The 21,397-nt window shown below is 40.7% G+C and carries 20 protein-coding genes and 1 pseudogene; 13 read left to right on the top strand and 8 right to left on the bottom strand.

Annotation, left to right across the window (positions count from 1 at the left end):
- The first annotated feature begins 13 nt into the window (after positions 1-13).
- Positions 14-3,700: an Eco57I restriction-modification methylase domain-containing protein gene (locus ACWIUO_RS06860; protein WP_454177163.1), complete on the top strand. Its 3,687-nt coding sequence runs from the start codon at positions 14-16 to the stop codon at positions 3,698-3,700.
- Between the two features lie 170 nt (positions 3,701-3,870).
- Positions 3,871-4,482: an NYN domain-containing protein gene (locus tag ACWIUO_RS06855; RefSeq protein ID WP_454177162.1), complete on the top strand. Its 612-nt coding sequence runs from the start codon at positions 3,871-3,873 to the stop codon at positions 4,480-4,482.
- Between the two features lie 170 nt (positions 4,483-4,652).
- Here the strand turns inward: ACWIUO_RS06855 and ACWIUO_RS06850 are convergent, their stop codons facing one another.
- Positions 4,653-5,276 carry a hypothetical protein gene (locus ACWIUO_RS06850; protein WP_454177161.1) on the bottom strand — a complete coding sequence of 208 codons (624 nt, stop codon included), beginning with the start codon at positions 5,274-5,276 and terminating at the stop codon, positions 4,653-4,655.
- A 103-nt stretch (positions 5,277-5,379) separates the two neighbouring features.
- On the opposite strand from ACWIUO_RS06850, the gene ACWIUO_RS06845 reads away from it, so the two are divergent.
- The 4 genes from ACWIUO_RS06845 to ACWIUO_RS06830 all read left to right on the top strand — a co-directional run bounded on the left by ACWIUO_RS06845 (position 5,380) and on the right by ACWIUO_RS06830 (position 9,560).
- Positions 5,380-5,907 carry a hypothetical protein gene (locus ACWIUO_RS06845; RefSeq protein ID WP_454177160.1) on the top strand — a complete coding sequence of 176 codons (528 nt, stop codon included), beginning with the start codon at positions 5,380-5,382 and terminating at the stop codon, positions 5,905-5,907.
- 617 nt (positions 5,908-6,524) lie between these two features.
- Complete coding sequence (locus tag ACWIUO_RS06840; protein ID WP_454177193.1) at positions 6,525-7,505, top strand: FecCD family ABC transporter permease; 981 nt, start codon at positions 6,525-6,527, stop codon at positions 7,503-7,505.
- 73 nt (positions 7,506-7,578) lie between these two features.
- Positions 7,579-8,397 carry an ABC transporter ATP-binding protein gene (locus ACWIUO_RS06835; protein WP_454177159.1) on the top strand — a complete coding sequence of 273 codons (819 nt, stop codon included), beginning with the start codon at positions 7,579-7,581 and terminating at the stop codon, positions 8,395-8,397.
- 407 nt (positions 8,398-8,804) lie between these two features.
- Entirely contained in the window at positions 8,805-9,560 is a 756-nt protein-coding gene (locus ACWIUO_RS06830) for an ABC transporter substrate-binding protein (RefSeq protein ID WP_454177192.1), read from the top strand.
- On the opposite strand, the gene ACWIUO_RS06825 is transcribed toward ACWIUO_RS06830, so the two are convergent.
- Complete coding sequence (locus tag ACWIUO_RS06825) at positions 9,540-9,764, bottom strand: hypothetical protein (RefSeq protein ID WP_454177158.1); 225 nt, start codon at positions 9,762-9,764, stop codon at positions 9,540-9,542. The two genes, ACWIUO_RS06830 and ACWIUO_RS06825, sit on opposite strands and share 21 nt — an antisense overlap.
- On the opposite strand from ACWIUO_RS06825, the gene ACWIUO_RS06820 reads away from it, so the two are divergent.
- The 4 genes from ACWIUO_RS06820 to ACWIUO_RS06805 all read left to right on the top strand — a co-directional run bounded on the left by ACWIUO_RS06820 (position 9,765) and on the right by ACWIUO_RS06805 (position 12,368).
- Positions 9,765-10,043: a hypothetical protein gene (locus ACWIUO_RS06820; RefSeq protein ID WP_454177157.1), complete on the top strand. Its 279-nt coding sequence runs from the start codon at positions 9,765-9,767 to the stop codon at positions 10,041-10,043.
- 154 nt (positions 10,044-10,197) lie between these two features.
- Positions 10,198-10,323, top strand: a complete 126-nt coding sequence (locus tag ACWIUO_RS06815; protein WP_454177156.1) for a hypothetical protein — start codon at positions 10,198-10,200, stop codon at positions 10,321-10,323.
- Positions 10,324-10,725: 402 nt separating this feature from the next.
- Positions 10,726-11,916, top strand: coding sequence for a hypothetical protein (locus tag ACWIUO_RS06810; RefSeq protein WP_454177155.1), 1,191 nt, complete (start codon positions 10,726-10,728; stop codon positions 11,914-11,916).
- A gap of 248 nt (positions 11,917-12,164) precedes the next feature.
- On the top strand, positions 12,165-12,368 hold the full coding sequence (locus ACWIUO_RS06805; protein ID WP_454177154.1) for a hypothetical protein: 204 nt from the start codon (positions 12,165-12,167) through the stop codon (positions 12,366-12,368).
- A gap of 104 nt (positions 12,369-12,472) precedes the next feature.
- Here the strand turns inward: ACWIUO_RS06805 and ACWIUO_RS06800 are convergent, their stop codons facing one another.
- The 6 genes from ACWIUO_RS06800 to ACWIUO_RS06775 form a co-directional block, all read right to left on the bottom strand.
- Entirely contained in the window at positions 12,473-13,882 is a 1,410-nt protein-coding gene (locus tag ACWIUO_RS06800) for a glutamate-5-semialdehyde dehydrogenase (protein WP_454177153.1), read from the bottom strand.
- A gap of 237 nt (positions 13,883-14,119) precedes the next feature.
- Positions 14,120-15,199, bottom strand: coding sequence for a hypothetical protein (locus tag ACWIUO_RS06795; RefSeq protein WP_454177152.1), 1,080 nt, complete (start codon positions 15,197-15,199; stop codon positions 14,120-14,122).
- Positions 15,177-16,727 (bottom strand): pilus (MSHA type) biogenesis protein MshL, encoded by a 1,551-nt coding sequence (mshL, locus tag ACWIUO_RS06790; RefSeq protein ID WP_454177151.1) that lies wholly within the window; start codon positions 16,725-16,727, stop codon positions 15,177-15,179. The genes ACWIUO_RS06795 and mshL overlap by 23 nt, the downstream gene beginning before the upstream one ends.
- A gap of 14 nt (positions 16,728-16,741) precedes the next feature.
- Positions 16,742-17,167: a hypothetical protein gene (locus ACWIUO_RS06785; protein WP_454177150.1), complete on the bottom strand. Its 426-nt coding sequence runs from the start codon at positions 17,165-17,167 to the stop codon at positions 16,742-16,744.
- The gene (locus ACWIUO_RS06780; protein WP_454177149.1) at positions 17,160-17,846 is read right to left on the bottom strand and encodes a hypothetical protein; all 687 of its coding nucleotides are present in this window, start codon (positions 17,844-17,846) and stop codon (positions 17,160-17,162) included. Before ACWIUO_RS06780 ends, ACWIUO_RS06785 begins: the two co-directional genes overlap by 8 nt.
- Positions 17,847-17,907: 61 nt before the next feature.
- Entirely contained in the window at positions 17,908-19,530 is a 1,623-nt protein-coding gene (locus tag ACWIUO_RS06775; RefSeq protein ID WP_454177148.1) for a hypothetical protein, read from the bottom strand.
- 429 nt (positions 19,531-19,959) lie between these two features.
- Between ACWIUO_RS06775 and efp the strand changes: the two genes are divergently transcribed.
- The 3 genes and pseudogenes from efp (at position 19,960) to ACWIUO_RS06760 (ending at position 21,396) form a co-directional block, all read left to right on the top strand.
- Complete coding sequence (efp, locus tag ACWIUO_RS06770) at positions 19,960-20,523, top strand: elongation factor P (protein ID WP_454177147.1); 564 nt, start codon at positions 19,960-19,962, stop codon at positions 20,521-20,523.
- 18 nt (positions 20,524-20,541) lie between these two features.
- A pseudogene (locus tag ACWIUO_RS06765) lies at positions 20,542-20,652 on the top strand (DJ-1/PfpI family protein); the annotation flags it as partial.
- A gap of 96 nt (positions 20,653-20,748) precedes the next feature.
- Positions 20,749-21,396, top strand: coding sequence for a DJ-1/PfpI family protein (locus ACWIUO_RS06760; RefSeq protein ID WP_454177191.1), 648 nt, complete (start codon positions 20,749-20,751; stop codon positions 21,394-21,396).
- Position 21,397: the final 1 nt, after the last annotated feature.

Here is a 21,397-nt window from a genome sequence, read left to right as displayed (position 1 = left end):
CAAAGGACACCAAATGAACGACAAAATCACACACTTCACACAAAGCCAATTTGAGTTAGAATCGTTTAGAGAAATTTTAGTAGCGATTTTCCCGCAAATCCACTTTATAGAGCCAAATAAACGCACATTGCCACACAGCATATTACAATCCCAAACCGCCATTTGCACCCCTTTCAAACTTAGCAATAAAAATTTTGGCATATATATCTTTGAGTGCGATAGTATCCGCGCAAAAGTGGGAATCCACACCGAGCTAAAATCTATTCTAAAAGCCACAGGATTAGACGCGATTTTGGCGATTTTCCACACGCCAGATTCCCTACACAATGCAAAAGAACCCCACCCTAAATCCCTCCCGCAAGGGGAGGGACTTGCATTTGATTCCACCTCCCTTGCGCGTAGCGACTCTAAATCTTCCCCCTCCCTTGCGGAGGGGGTTAGGGGGTGGGTAGATTCACACACTTCGTCATTGCAAGCGAGCGAAGCGAGTGTGGCAATCCAAACCGAATCGTCATCACAAGACTTGCCAAGCACGAGTCGTAGCAATCTACAAAACAAAAGCATAGATTGCCACGAGGATTCTACGAATCCTCTCGCAATGACAAAAAAAGCTGAATTTGCCAAAGAATTTCGCCTATCTCTCATCACTAGCGGTTATGATTTTGAGCTAAACAAGCCCACTTACTCCAACCTAAAACGCCAAAGTTTCATTTTAGGACATACCAAAACCGCCACCGCACAAAAAGCATTGCAAACCCTAATCGATAAAGCCCAAAAATCCCCTATCACGCAAAAAGATTTAGAGGAAGCCTTTTCCCAAGAGCCTGTAAGCAAAGAGTTTTACGCAAAAATCATTGCGCAATATTTCGAGATTTTGCAACACGCGACTTTCCCCACACACGCTAGCGATTATGACAGGCGCAGTTTTGTTTTGCGACTACTTTGCAGAATCTTATTTTGTAAATTTTTGGAGAAAAAGAGCATTATAGATTCTGCGATTTGGGATAGTGCTTTGAGTGCAAATTATTACCACGAAGTGTTAGAGCCACTCTTTTTTACCACGCTAAACACGCCAAAAGATTCACGCGATTATGGATTTTTGCCCGAGCAAATCACTAGCCTTTTAAACGCGATTCCCTACCTAAATGGCGGATTATTTAGCCCGCAGGATAATGATTTTTTTAGCACACAAAATCCACACGCCCATCTCCACGACCTACATATCCCAAACCAAGATTTTAGCAAACTCTTTGCCCTGCTTGATATGTATAATTTCACGCTTGATGAGCAAAGCCACAATGACGAGGAAGTAGCCCTTGACCCAGAGTTGCTAGGCACGGTGTTTGAGAGCCTTTTATCCCAGCTTTTTACGGACAACAAGCTAGAAAAGCTAGATAAAAACACACTTCGCAAAGCCACAGGGAGCTACTACACGCCCCGCGAAATCGTGCGCTATATGGTGCGTAGCGCGATTTTATCGCATTTGCAAACCACACTAAAAGACAAAGTCGATTCACAATTTTTAGAAAATCTTGTGTTTGATTCGTCATTGCGAGACTTGCCAAGTGCAAATCGTGGCAATCCAAAATCTTGCCATACTGACACAATTTTTTGTCATACTGAGCTTTCGCAAGAAAGCGAAGTATCTCAATCAACAAAAGAGATTTTTCGCTCCACTCAAAATGACAATAGAGATATTTCGGCTTTTTCAAAGCCTCAATATGACAAAAAAATAGATTCCCCCTCCCTTGCGGAGGGGGCTAGGGGGTGGGTAAATCCCAAAGATTCCGCGCTAATCTTACAAGAGCTAAGCACCCTAAAAATCCTAGACCCCGCTTGTGGCTCAGGCGCATTCCCTATGGGGATTTTGAGTGAGATTATCCGCATCCAAAGCGATTTAGGCGACACACGCCCACCTTATACGCGCAAATTAGAGATTTTGCAAAATTGCATTTATGGCGTAGATATTCAACCGATGGCTACCGAAATCGCGCGACTTCGGTGCTTTCTCTCCCTTATCATCGATGAGGATTTTAGCCACAGCAAAGAGCCAAACCCATTGCCAAATCTAGAATTTAAATTCATCTCCGCAAATGCGCTTTTGCCTTTGAAGACTTCATTGCAAGATTCGCGTGGCAGACAGCTTGGCAGCGATATTTACGAAAAAGGCTTGATAGAATTGCAACAAATCCGCACCGAGACTTTTACTAGCCACGACAAAATCGCCCTACAATCAAAATACAAAGCCACGATAGACAAAATCGCAAAAGATTTATTTTTTGAAGCGCAGGGCGAGATGCCACTCACTAAATGGAATCCCTTTAATCCCAACGATATAGCGCAATTTTTCGATAGTGCGTATATGTTTGGCGTGGAATCTTTTGACATTGTCATCGGCAATCCGCCCTATATCCGCCAAGAATCTATCCCCAACAAACAAGCGATTTTATCCGCATTTGCAGATTTTGCGTGTAGCACCGCAGATATTTACACCTACTTTTTTGCCAAAGCCCTAGATTTGCTCGCACCACAAGGCATTCTCACCTACATCGTTAGCAACAAATTCGCCCGCGCAGGCTATGGCAAAAACTTGCGCTCATTATTATTGCGCCACACCATTGAATCCTACACAGATTTTAATGGCATAAAAATCTTTGAAAACGCCATCGTAGATTCGTGCATACTCCAAGTATCAAAGTCCGCACCACAAAATAGCCAAATCCGCTATGCCAAAGATTTATCATCTAAAAATTGCGATTGTATCCCCCAAGATTCGCTCAATGCCGAAGCCTTTATCTTTGTAGATTCACACACCCTAGCCCTAAAACAAAAGATTGAAAAAATCGGCACACCGCTTAAAGAATGGGATATTGAAATCTATCGTGGCGTTTTGACAGGCTACAATGAAGCCTTTATCATTGACACCGCGACAAAAGAAGCGATTTTAGATTCGTGCGATAATAGCATAAAAAGCCCCCTCCCCTGCGGAGGGGGTTTGGGGGTGGGTTTGACAGAGCGAGAGCGCACAGAGCAAATCATAAAGCCCATTTTGCGCGGACGCGACATTAAAAGATATAGCTATGAATGGGCGAATCTGTGGTTAATCGGCACTTTTCCAGCGTTAAATTTAAACATAGATGATTATCCCGCCTTAAAAAAATATTTAGAAAATTTTATGCCACGCATAGCACAAAGTGGCGAAAAAGGCTGTCGTAAAAAGACTTCAAACAAATGGTTTGAAACGCAGGATAATATCGCGTATTATGGGGATTTTGAGAAACCCAAACTCATTTGGGCTGAATTAGCAAGAACAGGTAATTCTTTTGTAATCGATACAAATCGTTTTTCAGTTTTAGCAGGTGTATTTTTAATGACAGCAGAAAGCAACAATTTAAATGTTTTAAAATATTTAAATGCTGTTTTAAACAATCCTATTGCTTTATTTTATTTAGAGCAAGTTTATAGCAAACTTGATACAACAGGATGGCAATGGAAAAAAGCCCCTGTTGAAAAAATCCCTATCCCAAAAATCACAAAAGAAAAACAAAAAATCGCAGATGAGATTGTGAATCTAGTCGATAAAATTTTAGAATCCAAATCACAAGGCAAAGATTCAACCCAACTACAATCCCAAATCGATGATTTGGTTTATAAACTCTACGCGCTAGATTCTAATGAGATTGAAATCATAAAATCTTAATTTTTGCCAAAACACTAAAAGTGCAATGGCATAATGTTTAAAAACTTAAAATTAGCTAAAATTTAAGGAAATTTTAAGCAAACTTGCGACATAATTCCACCACTTCCCTATGAGGTATATCCTTATAGCCCCCTCACTTAGCCGTTGCGGTGGGGGTTTCAAAGGTTTTTATGAATAAAGTTATCACTTACATAGATGGATTTAATCTCTATCATTCTATCGCAGATTTAATTAGACGCAACACTTCGCTAAAACATCTACAATGGCAAAATCCTATTTCACTTAGCAAACAATTTCTCCCAAATAATGACATTATGAAATCTATATATTTTTTTAGTGCGTATCCATATTGGAAACCACACTTTATGCAAGAGCACAAAGATTATATTGAAATTTTAGAGGATTTAGGCATAAAAATAGTGCTTGGAAACTTCAAAGAAAAGAAAGTCTATTGCCATAATTGTCATACCACCATAACAAAGCACGAAGAAAAACAAACTGATGTCAATATCGCTATGCAGATTTTGCGTGATTGCTACGAAAAGCGGTGTGATTGTATGCAAATCATTAGTGCAGATACGGATTTAACCACGCCTATCAAATTTGCAAAAGACAAAGGAATTAAAATAAATATCGTGTTACCACCATATAGAAAAGCAAAAGAACTAATCGCCCTAGCAGACAAAAAATCAAATATCAAAGCCAAACATTTGCAAAACGCATATTTAGGACAAAGCTATAAGCTAAAAAATGGCAAGATTTTGCAAAATCCACACATATAATCAACTCACTAATCTATGCCCTCTACGAGCTAGACTCCCATCAAATCGCAATCGTAGAATCTAAATAATTATGCTAAAATTACACGCAATTTTAAGGAAAATTTAAGCAAACTTGCGACATAATTCACCCGTGTTCTTGGGGAGCCTTATTTCCCCCACTTCTTAAAACTTCATTTTGACAATTCATCTATCAAATCATTCAAAAACATTTGTATTTTGCTAGCTTCGAGGTTTATTATAAATTTTGGTTTTTTGAGAGTTGCGCTAAGGCGTGGCTGATTGTCAATGTTTAATTTGTATAGATTTTCAAAGTGAAATGCGCGGTTGCGTAGATTTCGTAGCAAATGCAAAATCAAACCTGCCTTTTGATAACGCCTTAATTGTGAGCCATTTTTAAAGCCATTTACATTTCTCTCATAATACCGCTTAAAATCCACGCTATCCAAAAAATCCAAGCTAAATATTTGATTATGAATTTTGTAGTAATCCACCACGCACACCCAAAATCCCAAACTTTGAATCGATATGATTTTATCGCGCGAGGGATTTGGTTCTTTGGGCGTTTTTAGCTCTATGTCGCTAGGTAGATTATCAAGCCACGATGAATCTATCCTACTCATCACAAAATCAATTTTGTTTCGCAATAGCACTTCTGCAATGCCTATATTCTTGCTGATTAAAGCAATTAAATCAAAATTTTCAAAATGTCGATTGGTGTTGTCATAGCTTGAAATGCGCCTATGTGAAAATAGTTCGCAAATCTTATCTACGCTAAAATTGTTAAAATTTCTCATAGCTATCCTTTGCGTTTGATGATATGGCAAGGTATAATGAAAATTTGAAGTTTTTAGCTACAAAGTTTTCAAAATTAGATGAAATGGGTTCGCCGATGAAGTTGTGAATCTAGCGGATAAGATTTTAGAGGCAAAAAATCTTTGTCATACTGAGCGTAGCGAAGTATCTCAAAATATTGACAATAGAGATATTTCGGCTTTTTCAAAGCCTCAATATGACAAGAAAATCAAAGATTTACAATCCCAAATCGATGATTTGGTTTATAAACTCTACGATCTAGATTCTGTCCAAATCAAAAATCATCAAATCTTAATTATATTTTCGCTTTCTTTGTCATTGCAAGGCGAATCAAAAAAGGCTTTTTATTATTGCGATATTGCGATAAAACAAAAAATGCTTTTTTGCCATTGCAAGATTTTACAACGCCGAATCAATCCACACCACCTCATCACAAGACTCACCAAGCACAAATCGTGGCAATCCACAAATGCAAGTTGCCAAATAACGCTTTTTGTAGTGTTTGGTTATAGATTGCCACAAATCGCTAGCGCGATTCTTACAATGACACAAAACGACATAATTGTAGTGAATTGCCAAAAAAATTCGCTCACACACATTTTTTCGCAATGACAAAAATGACAAATTAGCATAAATCACCGCTTACTATATTTTTGTGCTTATGGATTAGGATTTTTGTCTGCTTTGGCTTCTTAGATTCTACATTTTACTTCATTTGCTTCTTAAGGGCTTTTGATAAATTTTTACAAAATCGCTCACAAAAACTAAAAATTTTCGTAATTTAAGCAGTTTATAAGAGATATATAAATAATATTTTGTATCATTTTTTGTTTTTCTCAAAAACCTATCATTTCTAGGAATTTTTGGGATTTTATATCGCGTAAGCATCGCCCAAAATCACACAAATATACATAACATAAGAGGACAAAATGCCCATAAAATCTATAAATTCTAAACATTCCAAACAGCCTCAATATTTCAACGACACCAAACAAATAGACGCCCAAAAAGCAAATATGCAAAAAGCAGGCACACAAAAATCAAACACCCAACAAATGATTTTGCAAAAAAACTCTATAAAAACAACGATTTCGCACGCAACACATTCCCCCAAACCCCCAAAATCTAGCCCCAAAAATCAAACCCACGCAAAATCTACCCCAAAATCCCGTGTCTATGTCCTAAGCCTTTGCATATTGGCAGGCTATATCGTTTGTGGTGTGGTGGCTATGATACTTGGGGATAGTGATGAGATATGGGGGGTTGGCAGGCTTTGTGCAAGCATATTTGATATAGGGGCGGGGATAGATTTTGGCTCTTTTTTTGCGACAAGTGAGACTCAAAATGCAAGCATTTTTGATTCTAGCTTGCTTACAAGCGATTCTAGGATTTTGTGGGAGGTGCGCCTCCCTAGAATCTTAATGGCGATTTTGGTAGGCGCATTGCTCGCTTCCTCTGGCGCAGTTACGCAAAGCATCTTTGCAAACCCCATCGCAGACCCCTATATCATAGGCATCGCCTCTGCGGCGACTTTTGGGGCGGTGCTAGCGCATTTTATCGGGCTAGATGATGTGTATTATGGTGTGGTTGGGTTTGTATGCTGTGCGGGATTTTCTCTTTTGATTTTTGCCCTCCAAAAGCGTGCAAATATCACTATGCTACTTATCATAGGCATTGCGATTAGCTCTTTTTTAGGCGCGCTTAGCTCGCTATTTATGTATATTATTGGGGAGTCAAGTTTTAAAATCGTTACTTGGCTTATGGGCTATTTGGGGCTAAGCGCGTGGTATAAAGTGGGGATTTTAAGTGTGGTGCTAGTAGGCACGCTAGGGTATTTTTATGCCCATAGAAATGGGCTAAACATAATCCTAAGTGGCGATGAAGAGGCAAAAAATCTAGGCGTAGATGCGCCCAAACTAAAGCGAAATCTACTTATCGCTTCTAGCGTGGCTGTTAGCTTTGGGGTGGCGTTTTGCGGGCTTATAGGATTTGTGGGGCTTATTATCCCTCATATTATTCGGCTTGGGCTAAAAGACTATAACAACGCCCTTGTCCTCCCGCTATGCACGGCTTTAGGCGGGCTATTTTTGCTATTTTGTGATACTATCGCACGAAGTGTGCAATCTTTTGAGATTCCCATAGGAATCATTACGGCGTTTTTTGGCGCGCCTGTGTTTTTGTATTTGGCATTAAAATCTAGGCGATTTTAGTGGATTATTAGTGGATTAGATTTAGGCACTAGATTTTACGCACTTGCTTAAAAAAGGCAAAAAAAGGGACAAAATGGAATCTATCAGCATAAAAAATCTGCATTTTGGCTATGACAAAAAATCGATGATTTTGCAAGATATTAGCCTTAGCGTAAGGGAGGGGGAGTTTGTGGGGATTTTGGGTGCAAATGGCTCTGGCAAAAGCACGCTTATCAAAAACATACTAGGCTTTCTCTCCCCCCAAAAAGGCGATATACACATACTAGGCAAACATATCAACAGCTATGATATAAAATCCCTAGCCTCTCTTATGGGCTTTGTCCCGCAAAAATCCGCCATAAATGCGCCCTTATTGGTGCGGGATTTTTTGCTTATGGGGCGGTATAGCGGGCTAGGGGCGTTTGGCGAGTATGGTAGTGGCGATAGAGCGGAGGTGGAGAGGGTGGCTAGGGATTTGGATATTTATGAGTTTTTGGGGCGAGATGTGCTAAGCCTTAGCGGTGGGGAGTTTCAGCGGGTGCTTCTTGGCAGGGCGTTGCTAAAAAATCCTAAGATTTTATTGCTAGATGAGCCTACAAGCGCGCTAGATATGAGCTACGCGCTAGAGCTGTTGGGGCTATGTGAGGGGCTTTTGGGCAGGGGGATTGCTATCGTGGCGGTGCTACACGATTTGCATTTAGCCGCGCTATTTTGCACGCGACTTATATTGCTAAAAGATGGGGAAATCTATGCGCAAGGTAGCCCAAAAGAGCTTCTTAGCCCTGCGATTTTAGAGGCGGTGTATGGGCTAAAATGCAAGGTAATCTATGATGATGGGATACCTTTTGTGCTGCCGATAAAGACGCCTTTTGTCAAATCGCCTCAAAGCAACTTCGTCAAGTCAAAATCCTAAAATCTACAAAAATCTATAAAAAGGAAAATCTAACAATGTGTAATCAAAATCTAAACGCAACAAATCCGCTAAACGCGACAAACGCAACAAATCCGCAAAAATCAATGCGCATAAAATCCCAACATATCAGCCAAAATCTTGCCCAAAATCTTATCCAAAATCGTGGGTGCAAAAATAGCAGGCAAAAAAATAGCGTGTATAAAATCGCAGTAAAGATTTTGGGGCTAGCATTGCTTAGTGCGCAGATTTTTTGCATTCAAGCATTTGCAATAGGCAGTGAGAAAACTGCGCAATCAAAATCTAGCCAAACTCAAAAAACGCCACAAAGCACACAAAATCCACAAACTACGCAAACTACGCAAACTACGCAAAATCCGCAATCCCAAAAAGGACAAGAACAACGACTAATCGTGCTAGACCCCGCAAGTATCGAAATCATCTACCTGCTTGGCAAAGGCGAGTCTATAAAAGCAATCGCCTCTATGCAACACTCCCATATCTATCCACAAGAGCACACTTCAAAGCTAGCAAGCGTGGGGAGTTTTTCTAACCCTTCAGTAGAAAAGATTTTATCGCTAAAACCTAGCCTTGTGATATTAAGCCTTTATTCGCTAGGGCTACAAGAGAGGCTAGAAAATCTAGGCATAAAGACAGCGTATCTAGAAGCAAATAGGCTAGAAGATATGTATGAAAATATCGCAAAACTTGCTAGCTTGCTAGGGGTGGAGCAAAGGGGCGCAGAGCTTACGCTTAAGACAAAAAATGAGATAGAATCTTTGCGCAAAGAGGCGAAGTTTAGGGGCAAAAGCGCGGTGTTTTTGTATAGTAGCAATCCTTTGATGGCTTTTAATGATAATTCCGTGATAGCCGATATTTTGCGCGTGCTAGGGCTAGAAAACAAAACCATCGCTACAAATGTCGCCCGCCCGATACTCTCAAATGAATTTTTGCTAAAAGCAAACCCTGATATGCTGATACTTGGCGTGCAAGCAAATGATATATCCGCCCTCATCGCGCAAAATCCCGCGCTAAAAAACCTCAAAGCCTATAAAAATGGCGCGATTTTGACTTACCCAAAAGCGCATCGATTGCTCCGCGTAAGCCCCACGATAGTCGATGGAATCAGAGAGCTAAAATCTATGCTAGAGCAGGGGATAAAATAGCGTTTGCAAAATAGTGTTTTTAATGGCAGGATTTTCATTGTCATTGCGCGATTTTGTGGCTTTGTCAATTTGTGGTTTTGTCAAAAAGTCGCAATCGTGGCAATCTATTTTACTAGCATCATAGTATAGATTGCGAGAATCTGCATTTTCGTCATTGCGAGCCGTGCTTGCACGGCGTGGCAATCCACAATTACAAATTGCCAAATGACGCTTTTTTTTGTCGTTTTTGATTATGGATTGCCACGCGTTAGATTTTTACAAAATCTAACGCTCGCAATGACGATAATCCTTATTGGACTAAAGATTGCACAAATCTTTACAATGATGGGTTTTCCCCCTCCCTTTGCGGAGGGGGCTAGGGGGTGGGTTTTTGAATTGCTACGCTTGTTTCACTCTCTCAAGATGAAAGATTTGCCACACCGTCATTGCGAGCCGTGCTTGCACGGCGTGGCAATCCACAAAAAAAGCACCTTGTCATACTGAGGTTTCGTAAGAAACCGAAGTATCTCTAAACCTAAAAAACCATAGAGATATTTCGCTAACGCTCAATATGACAATGTTGTTTTGTCATTGCGAGATTTTGCGTTAGCAAAATCGTGGCAATCCACAATTACAAATTGTCAAATAACGCTTTTTTGTGGTTTTTGATTATAGATTGCCACGCGTTAGATTTTACAAAAATCTAACGCTCGCAATGACAAAAATCATCGACTTCTACAAATCCCATAACAAACCTAAAACCCCAAAAACAAACACCAAATAACCAAAAATCAAAAATCCAACACCAATAAATAAAGCCCAAAAAACCCAAAAACCCACAGCAAAATCCACAATAATAAAAACTACAAAAATCCAGAAAAAACACAAAAAATCAAAAAAAAACACAAAAATCCCAAACAAAATCCAAAACCCCCGCAAAAATAACATAAAGCATCATAAAGTAGCATAAAGTAACACTTTATGCCTATTTCAACCAAAATCCACCCAAAATTTACCAAAATTTTGCCCAAATGGAAAATCCGTTTTTTTTTTTTTTTTGTAGTATAAAAACGCTTTGTCAATTTCATTCTATTTTTGGGATTTGGTCTTATGTCGGGTATGTGCCAAACCCATAAAAGATAGATTTCACAAATGCGATAAAGCTATTTTTTACAAGGAGTTTGAAATGTCAAACAAGTCTCTTAAAAAGGGGAAATCCCTCTCACTCTCTTGCGCACTTTGCGCTTCTCTAGCCCTCCCTGCTAGCTCTGCACTAGCAGAGATAAATCTCTACAACAATGACGAAAAGTCCATCAAAGTCAATATGTATGGCGCGCTTATGGGCTACACAGGCGGCGGTGGTAGCACTACCCAAAAGCTAGGCAGGGCAGATAGAAACACCCAATACATCGCTGGAATCCAAGTAAATTCTCGTATCGGCATTGACACGCATTTTGATAAGTTTATGCTAAAGCTAGAAGTGGGCGCACAAGAGCCATCTATGACAACGGGTGCAGTTACATATATGCCCGGGATTCGTAAATTTTTTGGGCAGTATGACTTTGGCAAAGGTGGCAAGCTACTTTTTGGGCGAAATGATTCTCCAACGGTAGAAGGTGGGTTTAACACAGACTTTTTACACCAAGATACAGGTAGCACGGGCTTTGGCTCTGTCATCACGGGCAATCGCGACACGCAGCTATCTTATAGCAACGCAGGCGTTACCATAGCCCTTATCCAAGACCACTATGTCATAAGAGAAGTCCCAAGAGTGGCTATCTCTTATCAGTTTAGAAACAAAGGCTCGATAGCAAATTTTAAAGTCGGCGCGACTTATAAATACTATAATGAAAGTGCTGGGGAATGGGTATCTACTAGCGGCTCTGAGGTAAATACCTACGGAGGCTCTCACGCGTGGAATCTAATCGCAGGGGTAAAACCTGTATTTGGTCCCGTGTCGCTATCAGTTTTTCTAAACTATGGCGTAAATGGGGATTTATACGGCGAACAGCGCACAAGCTATGGCATTGGGCAATTTACATACGGAAGCATCGCCACAGGGCTTAACACCAAAAGGGCTGGGACATTTTTTGAGCTAAGCTACAAAGCAAATGACGCGCTTAGCTTGACACTAGGTGCGGGCTATCAGCTAAGCTATGGTGGAAATGGCGCGACTACTAGCACTAATGCTGACATAACTAAAGCCGTAGCAAATGAATGGATTCACAGCTACAAAGTATCTTTCCAAGTCCCCTACAAAATCTCCAAAAACTTTACCATCGTCCCTCATATCGGCTGGTATAACTCATATTTGCGCAAAGCAGATAGAGAGCAGGGCGGTATCACAGGCGTTATCCGTCTGCGCTATGATATATAATCGATAAGGCGATTTTTTGTCATTGCGCGATTTTGCGACTTTGTCAAAAAGTCGTAAAATCGTGGTAATCTATTTTACTAGCATCATAGTATAGATTGCGAGAATCTGCATTTTCGTCATTGCGAGCGTGGCTTATGCCACGCGTGGCAATCTATGTTTATGGTAAAGTTTTTCGTCATTGCGAGCCGTGCTTGCACGGCGTGGCAATCCACAAGCACAGATTGTCAAAAAACGCTTTTTTGTGATTTTTGATTATAGATTGCCACGCGTTAGATTTTACAAAATCTAACGCTCGCAATGACGGCGTGGAGCGATTCGTGTGGATTGCCACGCTTGCTCATAATGACGATACCCACCCCCTAATCCCCTCCGCAAAGGGAGGGGGGACTTATGTGGATTGCCACGCGTTAGATTTTGTAAAATCTAACGCTCGCAATGACGAATCCGCGTGAATCGCTACGCGCGCAATGACAAAAGGCGTGGAAATAACGCAAACACGCACATTTGACAAAAATTTTGCTTTGACAAAAAACTTGCATTGAAATATGACAAAATCTTACTCGCGTATGTTGCCATTGCCCTGCACGATGTATTTGGTGGTGGTTAGGTGGCGTGCGCCCATAGGACCGCGTGCGTGGAGCTTTTGGGTGCTTATGCCGATTTCTGCGCCTAGCCCAAACTCTCCTCCGTCATTAAACCTACTTGAAGCATTGACAAAAACCGCGCTTGATTCGACATTGTCGCAAAAATATCGGCTAGATTCTAGGTTTTGCGTGATGATGATTTCGCTATGTTTTGAGCCGTATTTTGCGATATGAGACAACGCTTCATCGATAGATTTTACCACTTTTATAGCGATTATTAGCCCTCCAAACTCTTTGCCAAAATCCGCATTGCTCGCAGGCTTTATCTTGCTAGATAATGCTTGCAAATCTTGTGCGTTAATATCGTTTTGTAATGATTCTAAAATTTTTATCCCCGCTTCGCAGATTCTGCACTCTACGCCTTTTTGGGCTAGATTTTGCACGAGTTTTGGCAAGATTTTGCCTGCAATATCAGCGTGGATTAGCACGCATTCGATAGCGTTGCACGCACTTGGGCGTGAGATTTTGGCGTTTTGGCAAATATCTAGGGCGTATTGTTCGCCTTTGTTATCTAAATCTTTGTCGATATATGCGTGGCAGATTCCTGCTTCGTGGCATATTATGGGGATTTTAGAATGCTTTATCACAAAATCAATAAGCCCCTTGCCCCCGCGAGGGATTAGCAAGTCGATAAAATCGCGCGCTTGCATTATTTCTATGATTACTTCTTGGATTGTGTTTTGTATCGCCGTTTGTGTAAGATTTTGGGTGTTTTTTTCTTGAAAAATGTCTTGGAGCAAATTTGGCGTTAGCACAAGAGCGCAATCCTTGCTAAGCCCCGCTAAAATCAACGCTTCTTGCACGATTTGCCCTAATATTTCATTAGAATGCTGTGCTTCTTTGCCGCCTTTTAGCAGGGCTGCATTGCCAGATTTTAGGCATAGGGCGGCGGCGTCTATGGTTACATTTGGGCGGGATTCATAGATGATAGCCACCACGCCTAATGGCACGGCGATTTGGCAGATGTGTATCCCGCTAGGGCGCACGCCTCCGCCTAGCACTTCGCCTAGCACTTCGTTTTGGGAGCGGATTTCAAGGACGGATTGGCACATAGAATCTATTTGTTTATCATCTAGGATTAGCCGTTGAATCATCGCAGGGGAGAGTCCATTTTTGCGGGCGTTTTGTATGTCTATGGCGTTTGCTTTTTTTATGGATTCTTTGTTGGATTTTAGCAAAGAGGCTATGTGTAGTAGGGCAGTATTTCGCGTATCTGCGCTTGCTAGGGCTAGGGAGTGGCTAGCGTTTTTTAGGCATTTTAGTTTGGCTAAAATGGCGTTTTTTTGGCTTTGGGTTAGTTTAGATTGTGAGGTTTTTTGCATTTGTTTTCCTTTTTTGTGCTTAGGGTAGATTTTTTGTGTGGAGATTTTGGGCTTTTAGATTTTGGCTTTGTTGGGGAGGATTTGAAAAATGGTTTATTTTACATTGTTTTATAAGGGTTTGCGTGGATTTTGTGTTTTATTTTGATGTGTTTTTGTGTTTATGTTGTGGTGTTTGTGTGGATTTTTAGGCTTTTTGCACACATTTTTACACGCATTTTTGCACGCAAAAGATTTTAGCTAAAATCCATAATACTTTTTTGCGTCCTCAAAAATGCGTCTTGCCTCAGCCTTTGCCTCATCGCTAGCCCCAGCATCTTCTTCATAGCTTTGCAAGTATAGCTCCCACGCCATCTGGCTATGCTCTTGCATATCCCACGCCTTATATATCCAAATCCTAGCGCGGACAAAATCCCGCTCTAATATCGCGTTTTTAGCGAGGTTTAGCGCGTGTGAAAATGAATAGTTGCCATAGAAAATATATTTGCTTTCATTGATTTTTGGCATTTGCGGTGGTGGGTTTGGCGTGGATTCTTGTGGCGCGTTTTTTGGTGCGTTGTCTTGGGGACTGTTTGCTTGGGGGCTGTTTGCTTGGGTGGTAAAATCTTGTTGATTTTGGAGGGAGAGTAAATACTCTTTTGGGATTAGGGCTAGATTTGAGCTAGCTAGGCTAGAATCGATAAATGAGCTAAAAAGGGGGGATTTTTTGGCGTTTGGCAGGGCAGAATCTAGCAGGGACTCTACCCCGTAGCGCACCCCTAGCAAAAATACACTAAACAACGCCAAAACCCCGCACAGCGCGTAAAAAAATATGGTGATATGATGCGCGGTGCGTTTGGAGGTTTTTATGATTTTGATAAGGCGGGCGGATTTGAGAGAAATCCTGCGTTTGTAGTAGAAAAAATGTTTCTTGGCAAACGCGCTTATCGCTTGAAGGGCGTTTTTGATAAATGGGATTTTGTATGCGAAGTGTTTTACCGTGTTAAGGGATTTTGATATATTTTTTAAACACTTTGTGAAAAATGCCAAACATTTTGCAAAAATTGCCAAAAACGGCGTAAAAATATGTGAAAAAATGCGCAAAAAATGCGAAATCTTTGTGGCAAGATTTGTGCAAAAAGTGGCGATTTTTGAAGTGATTTTAGCGATATGTTTTAGCGACTTCTTTTTTGAGAAAAAAGCCGTCAAAAAATATGTCAAAAAAGAAGCGTTGGTGGAGTTTGTAGTGGATTTATTTGGATTTTGGATTTTGCGCAATGAATGGCAAGATGAGTGGCAAAATCTTTTGATAAAATCTCTAGCTTTTTGTAGCAACCTCAAAACTATACTCCATATCATCATTTCCTATGATTTTTGGCGTGATGACGATTACCATTTCGCGCTTTTGTTTTATGGTTTTTTTGTAAGAAAACAGATATTTTATCAACGGAATCGAGCCTAATAAAGGGACTTTTTTGGTAACGACATTGTGGCTTTCGCTGATTAACCCGCCTAAAATCACTTTTTGCCCGTCATTTATGCGCACGATAGACGAAAGCTGGTTGGTAGAGAGATTGGGCGGGGAGGATAGCGCGGTTGGTTGATTTTCGATGGAGGGGTCTTTGGCGGCGGTTATGGAGGGGTTTATTTTTAGGATTACTTGGTTGTCTTGGATAGATGGCGTTACATCTAGCAGGACACCGCTAAATACGCTAGGGTATTGGTAGCCTGTGTTTTGTATGGTGGAAGAGTTGGTAGAAGTCTGGTAGATTAGGCTTTGTGAATAGCGCAAGACATTGCCTACTGAAATGATAGCGGGCTGGTTATTTAGCGTGATGATTTTGGGGTTTGAGATGGATTTTGTCGTGCCGTATTGGTTTAGAAACTGCACGATGTCGCCTAGTTGTAGATTTTGTGAGAAAACATATACGCCGTAGTTTAGGTTGCCATTTTGGGAGCTAAAAAGCTCTGGAGTTGGATTTTGGGTGTTGATACTTAGCTCATAGAGTTTGCCCCAATTTACGCCTATGGTGTTGCTATCATTATGCTCGATGGTAAAGATTTGCACATCGATTTGGACTTGCTGGGATAGGCGTGATTGGAGGCTGGCTAGGTAGTCTTTGGCTCTCTCTAGCTGGGCGTTGGTGGCGTTTATGGTTATGAGTCCTGCGCCTTTGTTGATGATGATTCTAGGGTGTTTTGGGTTGTAGCTGTCTTGTTCTTGATAGACTAGGGCGATTAGCTCATTTTCTAGCTCACCCCAAAAATTTAGCTCATCAATGGAGTAGATTTTGGTCCCGCTTTTGCCAAAAAGTGGGCTTTGTGTGCCTTGTGAGAGGGCTTTGCTTTGGACATCTTCGCCAAGCGGGCTTTGAGAATTTATGGGGTTTTGGAGGTGCTGATAGGCATAAGAGCTATTATATGGGCTTAAGGAGTTCATTTGGGATTCTTGTCCATAGACGACATCGGTGTTTGAGCTGGCTACGCGGGCGGTGGAAATGTAGTTTATGTGGAAAGTGCGGGTATTTAGGTGGTTAAACCTCACAAGCCCGCCCTCTAGCTCATAGTGCAAATCGCTAGCTTTTGCGATGGTGGAGATGATTTCATCAAATCGTTTTTGTTTAAAATTTAGCGCGACTTTTGTGCTATCTAGTGCCTTTTTTGCGCCATTTTCATAAGAGAGGCTTAAAGAGCATTGAGACGCTAGCTCTTCAAGCAAGATTCTAGGGGATAGATTTGGGCTACTTTGGAGGGTGAAAGATTTTTGATTGCATTGCTTTGCGGTGGCGTTTGATAGGGCTAGCAGTAGCGCAAAAATGGCATAAAATCTAAATCGATTAGATATTTTAGAGGTTTTTGGCAAAATCATTATATTCCTTTTTGTTATTGATTTTGGGTTTTTGGGTTTGGCTCTTGTGTGGGTAGATTTTGCTTTGTCTGGGCTAGTTGCGCGGTGGTTTTTGCTTTGATATGCAGGGTTTTTTGGCTTTGTTTTTTGTCCATTAGCGTTATGGTGTGGGGGGTTATATGGGCTATGTAGTAAGAGCCTATTTTATCCCCTAGCTTATACCATTTGTCGTGGATTAGGACTTTGTGATTTAGTATGGCTTGTATGTGAAGCTCTAGCTCTTTTTCGCCAAACACACTTAAAATGCGATATTCTTTTTGCAGTTTTGGCGTTAGCAGTGTCTCAAATTCTTGTGGATTTATCGCTTCTTTTGCTTGCAAATGCCCTAAGAACGCCACAATCGCGCTAGAAATTGCGATGCTAGAAAAAATGCTTTTAAAAAAATCTGCCACCTTATTCATTTAGCGCAATCCTATCAAAAATCTCGCCAAAATTGATTGCTTCTACCCTCATTTCCAAACCGCTTGCAAAAGGCGCGTTTATGGATAGATTTTGGATAAAAATAAAAGGATTTGTCTCTAAAATCTCTAGCACATCTTCTAATGCCTCGCTATCGCCTGCGGTGCTAAAAAATAGATTGTTTTGTGCAAAATTTTGCGGGGGTAGATTTTGGCTTTTTGTGCTTTGGGCTGGGGTTTGTGGCTGTGTTTGGGGTGGATTTTGGAGTGGGTTTTGTGAGGTGTTTTTGGGGGTGTTTTTATGATTTTGGCTAGATAGATTTTCAAATCTAAATGGCTTTAAAAGATAGCTTAACGCCTCGTTGTTTAGGGATTTTTCTTTCAAAGAATCTAGCATTTTTTTGCTTGTCGTTATGTCTATGTTTTGGGTTGATATTTTTGCTAGCTCGTTTGCTAGATTTTCCTGCTGGTTTAGCGCAAAGCTCGCCATCTCTAGCCTGCTATCAGCTAGAGGGAAAATCCACATAAAGCAAACAAACACACAGAGTAAAATAGGCAGGCAAAATGCCAAAATCGCTTCTTTATGTTTATGCGCAAAATGCGTATCTAGGGCGATAAAAATATGTGTGGCGTTTTTTGAAGCTTTTTTTGTGGCTCGTTGTAAAAAATGTTTATTTGGCATTTTGGTTGTTTATCCTGTTTTTAAAAATCTTTTTTAAAACTTTGCTTATGAGGCTAAAAAGCTACAATGTCGTAGCGATTTGTGCGAAAATATTTGCGCTAAAAATATCTTTAGATTCTTGCGATGAGTCATCTGCCAAATCACTGCCATCTGTTTGATAATCCACAAAGGCAAAATACGCGCTGCTTTGAATCTCTTTGATAAAATTTTGTATATGCGTTGGCTCGTTTGCATAGATTCCTAGCGTTATGGTGGGATTTTTTATATGTTCTACAAAATCTTTTTGCGGATTTTCATTAAGATTTGCTTGAAAATCTTTTTGGAAGTTGCCGTTAGAGTTTAGGTGAAAATCTATGGTAGATTGCATAGTGCTATTTTCATTAGAATAAATGGCTAGATTTCCTATCCACACGGCGTTTTTGCTCGCTATGGTAGAGATATTTGAAATAATCTCAAGTCTAGGCATATATGGCTTGCGCACTTGTGCTAGAGAGCGCAAAGTGGCGTTTAGATGCTCGATATTTTGCAAAGTGTTTTTATTATTTGTTGCTTGTAGATTTTGGTTGGTTATGGTGTTTGCCTCTTTTAGTTTGGTCGCTTGTGATTGGAGGTATGAGGCATAGCCTAGCTTGCAGCAAGGCAGGGCAAACACAAGCGCGCAACAAGCAAGTGCTTTTATACTAGCCCAAAAACTATGGGTTTGCAAAAAATGCTTTTTTGAGGTATTGTAAAGTGGCTTTGGTATGTGGGGGGTATTTTGGTTATGAAAGTGTGCGTCTAAATCATTTTGCGTGTGGGCAAAATCTAGACTATGTGGGCTTGCAAATGGCTTTGTAGATTGGCTTTGTAGCACAAAATCAAAACATAGTTTTTCTTTGGTAGATTCTATCTTTTTAAAACTCGCTAGAGACACAATCGCTTCTAAATCGTTAGAATCATTAAAATCATTAAAATCTATGGCGTTTTGAAAATCTGTTGTGTCTTTAGGCTCGCGCTTTTTGGGGCAATCTAGCATCTTTTGGATAAATCCATCTAAATAAAAAATTTGTGGATTTTGCTTGCCATAAGCAGCGTTTAGAAAGGCTAGCCCTGATTTTAGCTCCGCCACACTAGGACAATAGCTATCATAGAGCAATTCGCCATTTTCATACAGCATAAGCCAACTATCTAGCAAAAACACGCCATTAGGATTTTTCTCAAGCGCAAAAGGCAAAAGCAAAAATGGGACTAAAATATCACAATACGCCTCTTCCTCCCTCATCGCAAACACTCGCAAATTCCCATTTTTTGACTTCACAAAAGATAATATATAGTTTATGTCTTTTTCAAAAATGCCTTTTTTAATGCAATGCTGATACAAAGTGGCATAAATATCGCTTTTTGGCGCGTAATCATCGCTATTTATCTGCCATTTATTAGATTCTTGCTCTAGCTCTTTTTCTTGGATATTGCACATTATTAGCTCGCTAAATTTCGCGCAAGAAATCTTTGTAAGAGAGGCTTTGGGCTTAATAGGTGCTAGGGCATAATTTAGCAAGATTTTAGGATTTTCATCGCTGTTTTCATCAATATTTTTATCATTTTCAACGCCATTTTGGGTTTGGTTTTTATGTTGATTGTTAGGCGTGGATTTGTGTGCGAAATGACGATAATAGGCAAGTCGTTTTATGGAAATATGAGACATTTATATCCCTAAATATTGTAATTTTATAGCTTTTTTGTAGATTTCGTGGAATCAAAAAAAAACGCAAATCATACAAAAATATCTACGCATTGTCAAATAATTTTTATCTTTTTTGAAAAATTTTCGCTATTTTTTATGTTTTTGTGTAGATTAGTAACTTTATTTTGGTGTTTTAGCCACTTAGACACACTATGAAAACGCAAAATATTGCGATAAATAAAATATGGACAAAATCAATGCGATTTGAATCGATTTGAATCTATGATAAAAGCCCAATCCCCCCAAAACTTGCCTTGTTGCAAAATCTTTGTTACAATTCTGCCCCTTGCGTTTTAAAATTTAAACTTAAAATGCAAAATCAAAAGCGGGGCAATCACAATGCAACAAATGTGGCAAAAGCCCCCAAAATCTATAATCAAAGGAGCAACAATGGCAATAGGAATGGGCGAGCTTAAAAAGGGCTTAAAAATCGAAATAGATGGGATTCCCTATCGTATCGTGGAGTATCAGCATGTAAAGCCGGGCAAGGGAGCGGCGTTTGTGCGCGCCAAAATCAAGTCGTTTTTGGACGGCAAAGTCATCGAAAAGACTTTCCACGCGGGCGATAAATGCGAAGAGCCAAACATCGTAGAAAAGCCTATGCAATACCTCTACCACGATGGGGATAGCTATCAGTTTATGGATACAGAATCTTATGAGCAAACCGCGATGAATGCCGAGCAGGTGGGCGATGCAGCCAAATGGCTACTAGATGGTATGGGCGTATCGGTGCTGCTGCATAATGACAAGGCGATAAGCGTGAGCGTGCCTCAAATAGTCGAGCTAAAAATCATAGAAACCCCGCCAAACTTCAAAGGCGACACCTCATCTGCTGGCAAAAAGCCCGCCACTTTAGAATCTGGAGCGGTGGTGCAGATACCATTTCACATACTAGAGGGCGAGACTATCCGCGTAAATACCGAAACAGGCGAATATGTGGAGAAAGTGAAGTAGGGAATAAAAGGGGCAAAAATGGCAAAAAAAATGCTAGTGCCGTTGGCAAATGGGTTTGAAGAAATCGAGTTTATAAGCATTGTGGATACTTTGCGCAGGGCGGGCGTGGAGGTAGTCATCGCAGGCGTTGGCAATCCTAGCAAATCTCATAGCAAATCTCATATCGAGAAAAAATCTAGCGCAGGCGTTGGCAAGACACATAACATAAGCCATAACACAAGCAATATGGGGGAAAATATAAGCGGCGCGGGGGGAAATGGTGCAAACCAAAATCTAAGCGGAGCGAAAATCGCAGAGGTGGGAATCTACACAGGGGCGCACGGCGTAGAGATATGCGCAGAAGTATCTTTGGGGGAGCTAGATTCTAGTGCGTTGGCTAGCTTTGATGGAGCGGCTTTGGCAGGGGGCTGGCAAGGAATGCTAAACCTAAAATCTAGTCAAAAACTGCGCGAGATTTTGCAAGATTTCAAAGCACAGGGCAAGCTAGTAAGCGCGATATGTGCCTCGCCTATCGTGCTAGATAGCGCGGGCGTGCTAAGTGGGAAGTTTGCGTGCTACCCCTCTTGTGAAAAATTCGCAGAATCTAGCGAACAATCTAGCGCAAATGACGCTAGCGCAAGCGGCGCAAACTCTAGCGATGACAAAGCAAGACAAACGCCACAGCCAAAGCCCCTAAATGGCGAGTATCAGCCAAATGCAAGTGTCGTTAGAAATGCCAACCTCATCACCGCAGCAGGTCCTGCCACAGGGATTTTATTTGCACTAGAAATCATAAGCTATCTTTTGGGCGAAGCAGAATCTAGCAAGATAGCCGAGCAAATGCTTGTGCCATATCTAAAATCAAACGCCGAGATTTTGCGCGATAAAATCTAAG

This window comes from Helicobacter sp. T3_23-1056 (assembly GCF_053654535.1).
This window is presented reverse-complemented; position numbering and strand designations above follow the sequence as displayed.

Excerpts from the sequence above, each read along its gene's own strand:
- mshL (WP_454177151.1), bottom strand. The coding sequence starts at position 16,727 with ATGATTTTGCCAAAAACCTCTAAAATATCTAATCGATTTAGATTTTAT.
- ACWIUO_RS06860 (WP_454177163.1), top strand. The coding sequence starts at position 14 with ATGAACGACAAAATCACACACTTCACACAAAGCCAATTTGAGTTAGAA.
- ACWIUO_RS06855 (WP_454177162.1), top strand. The coding sequence starts at position 3,871 with ATGAATAAAGTTATCACTTACATAGATGGATTTAATCTCTATCATTCT.
- ACWIUO_RS06775 (WP_454177148.1), bottom strand. The coding sequence starts at position 19,530 with ATGTCTCATATTTCCATAAAACGACTTGCCTATTATCGTCATTTCGCA.
- ACWIUO_RS06785 (WP_454177150.1), bottom strand. The coding sequence starts at position 17,167 with ATGAATAAGGTGGCAGATTTTTTTAAAAGCATTTTTTCTAGCATCGCA.
- efp (WP_454177147.1), top strand. The coding sequence starts at position 19,960 with ATGGCAATAGGAATGGGCGAGCTTAAAAAGGGCTTAAAAATCGAAATA.
- ACWIUO_RS06810 (WP_454177155.1), top strand. The coding sequence starts at position 10,726 with ATGTCAAACAAGTCTCTTAAAAAGGGGAAATCCCTCTCACTCTCTTGC.
- ACWIUO_RS06840 (WP_454177193.1), top strand. The coding sequence starts at position 6,525 with ATGATACTTGGGGATAGTGATGAGATATGGGGGGTTGGCAGGCTTTGT.
- ACWIUO_RS06780 (WP_454177149.1), bottom strand. The coding sequence starts at position 17,846 with ATGCCAAATAAACATTTTTTACAACGAGCCACAAAAAAAGCTTCAAAA.
- ACWIUO_RS06820 (WP_454177157.1), top strand. The coding sequence starts at position 9,765 with ATGACGCTTTTTTTTGTCGTTTTTGATTATGGATTGCCACGCGTTAGA.
- ACWIUO_RS06800 (WP_454177153.1), bottom strand. The coding sequence starts at position 13,882 with ATGCAAAAAACCTCACAATCTAAACTAACCCAAAGCCAAAAAAACGCC.
- ACWIUO_RS06850 (WP_454177161.1), bottom strand. The coding sequence starts at position 5,276 with ATGAGAAATTTTAACAATTTTAGCGTAGATAAGATTTGCGAACTATTT.
- ACWIUO_RS06835 (WP_454177159.1), top strand. The coding sequence starts at position 7,579 with ATGGAATCTATCAGCATAAAAAATCTGCATTTTGGCTATGACAAAAAA.
- ACWIUO_RS06760 (WP_454177191.1), top strand. The coding sequence starts at position 20,749 with ATGGGGGAAAATATAAGCGGCGCGGGGGGAAATGGTGCAAACCAAAAT.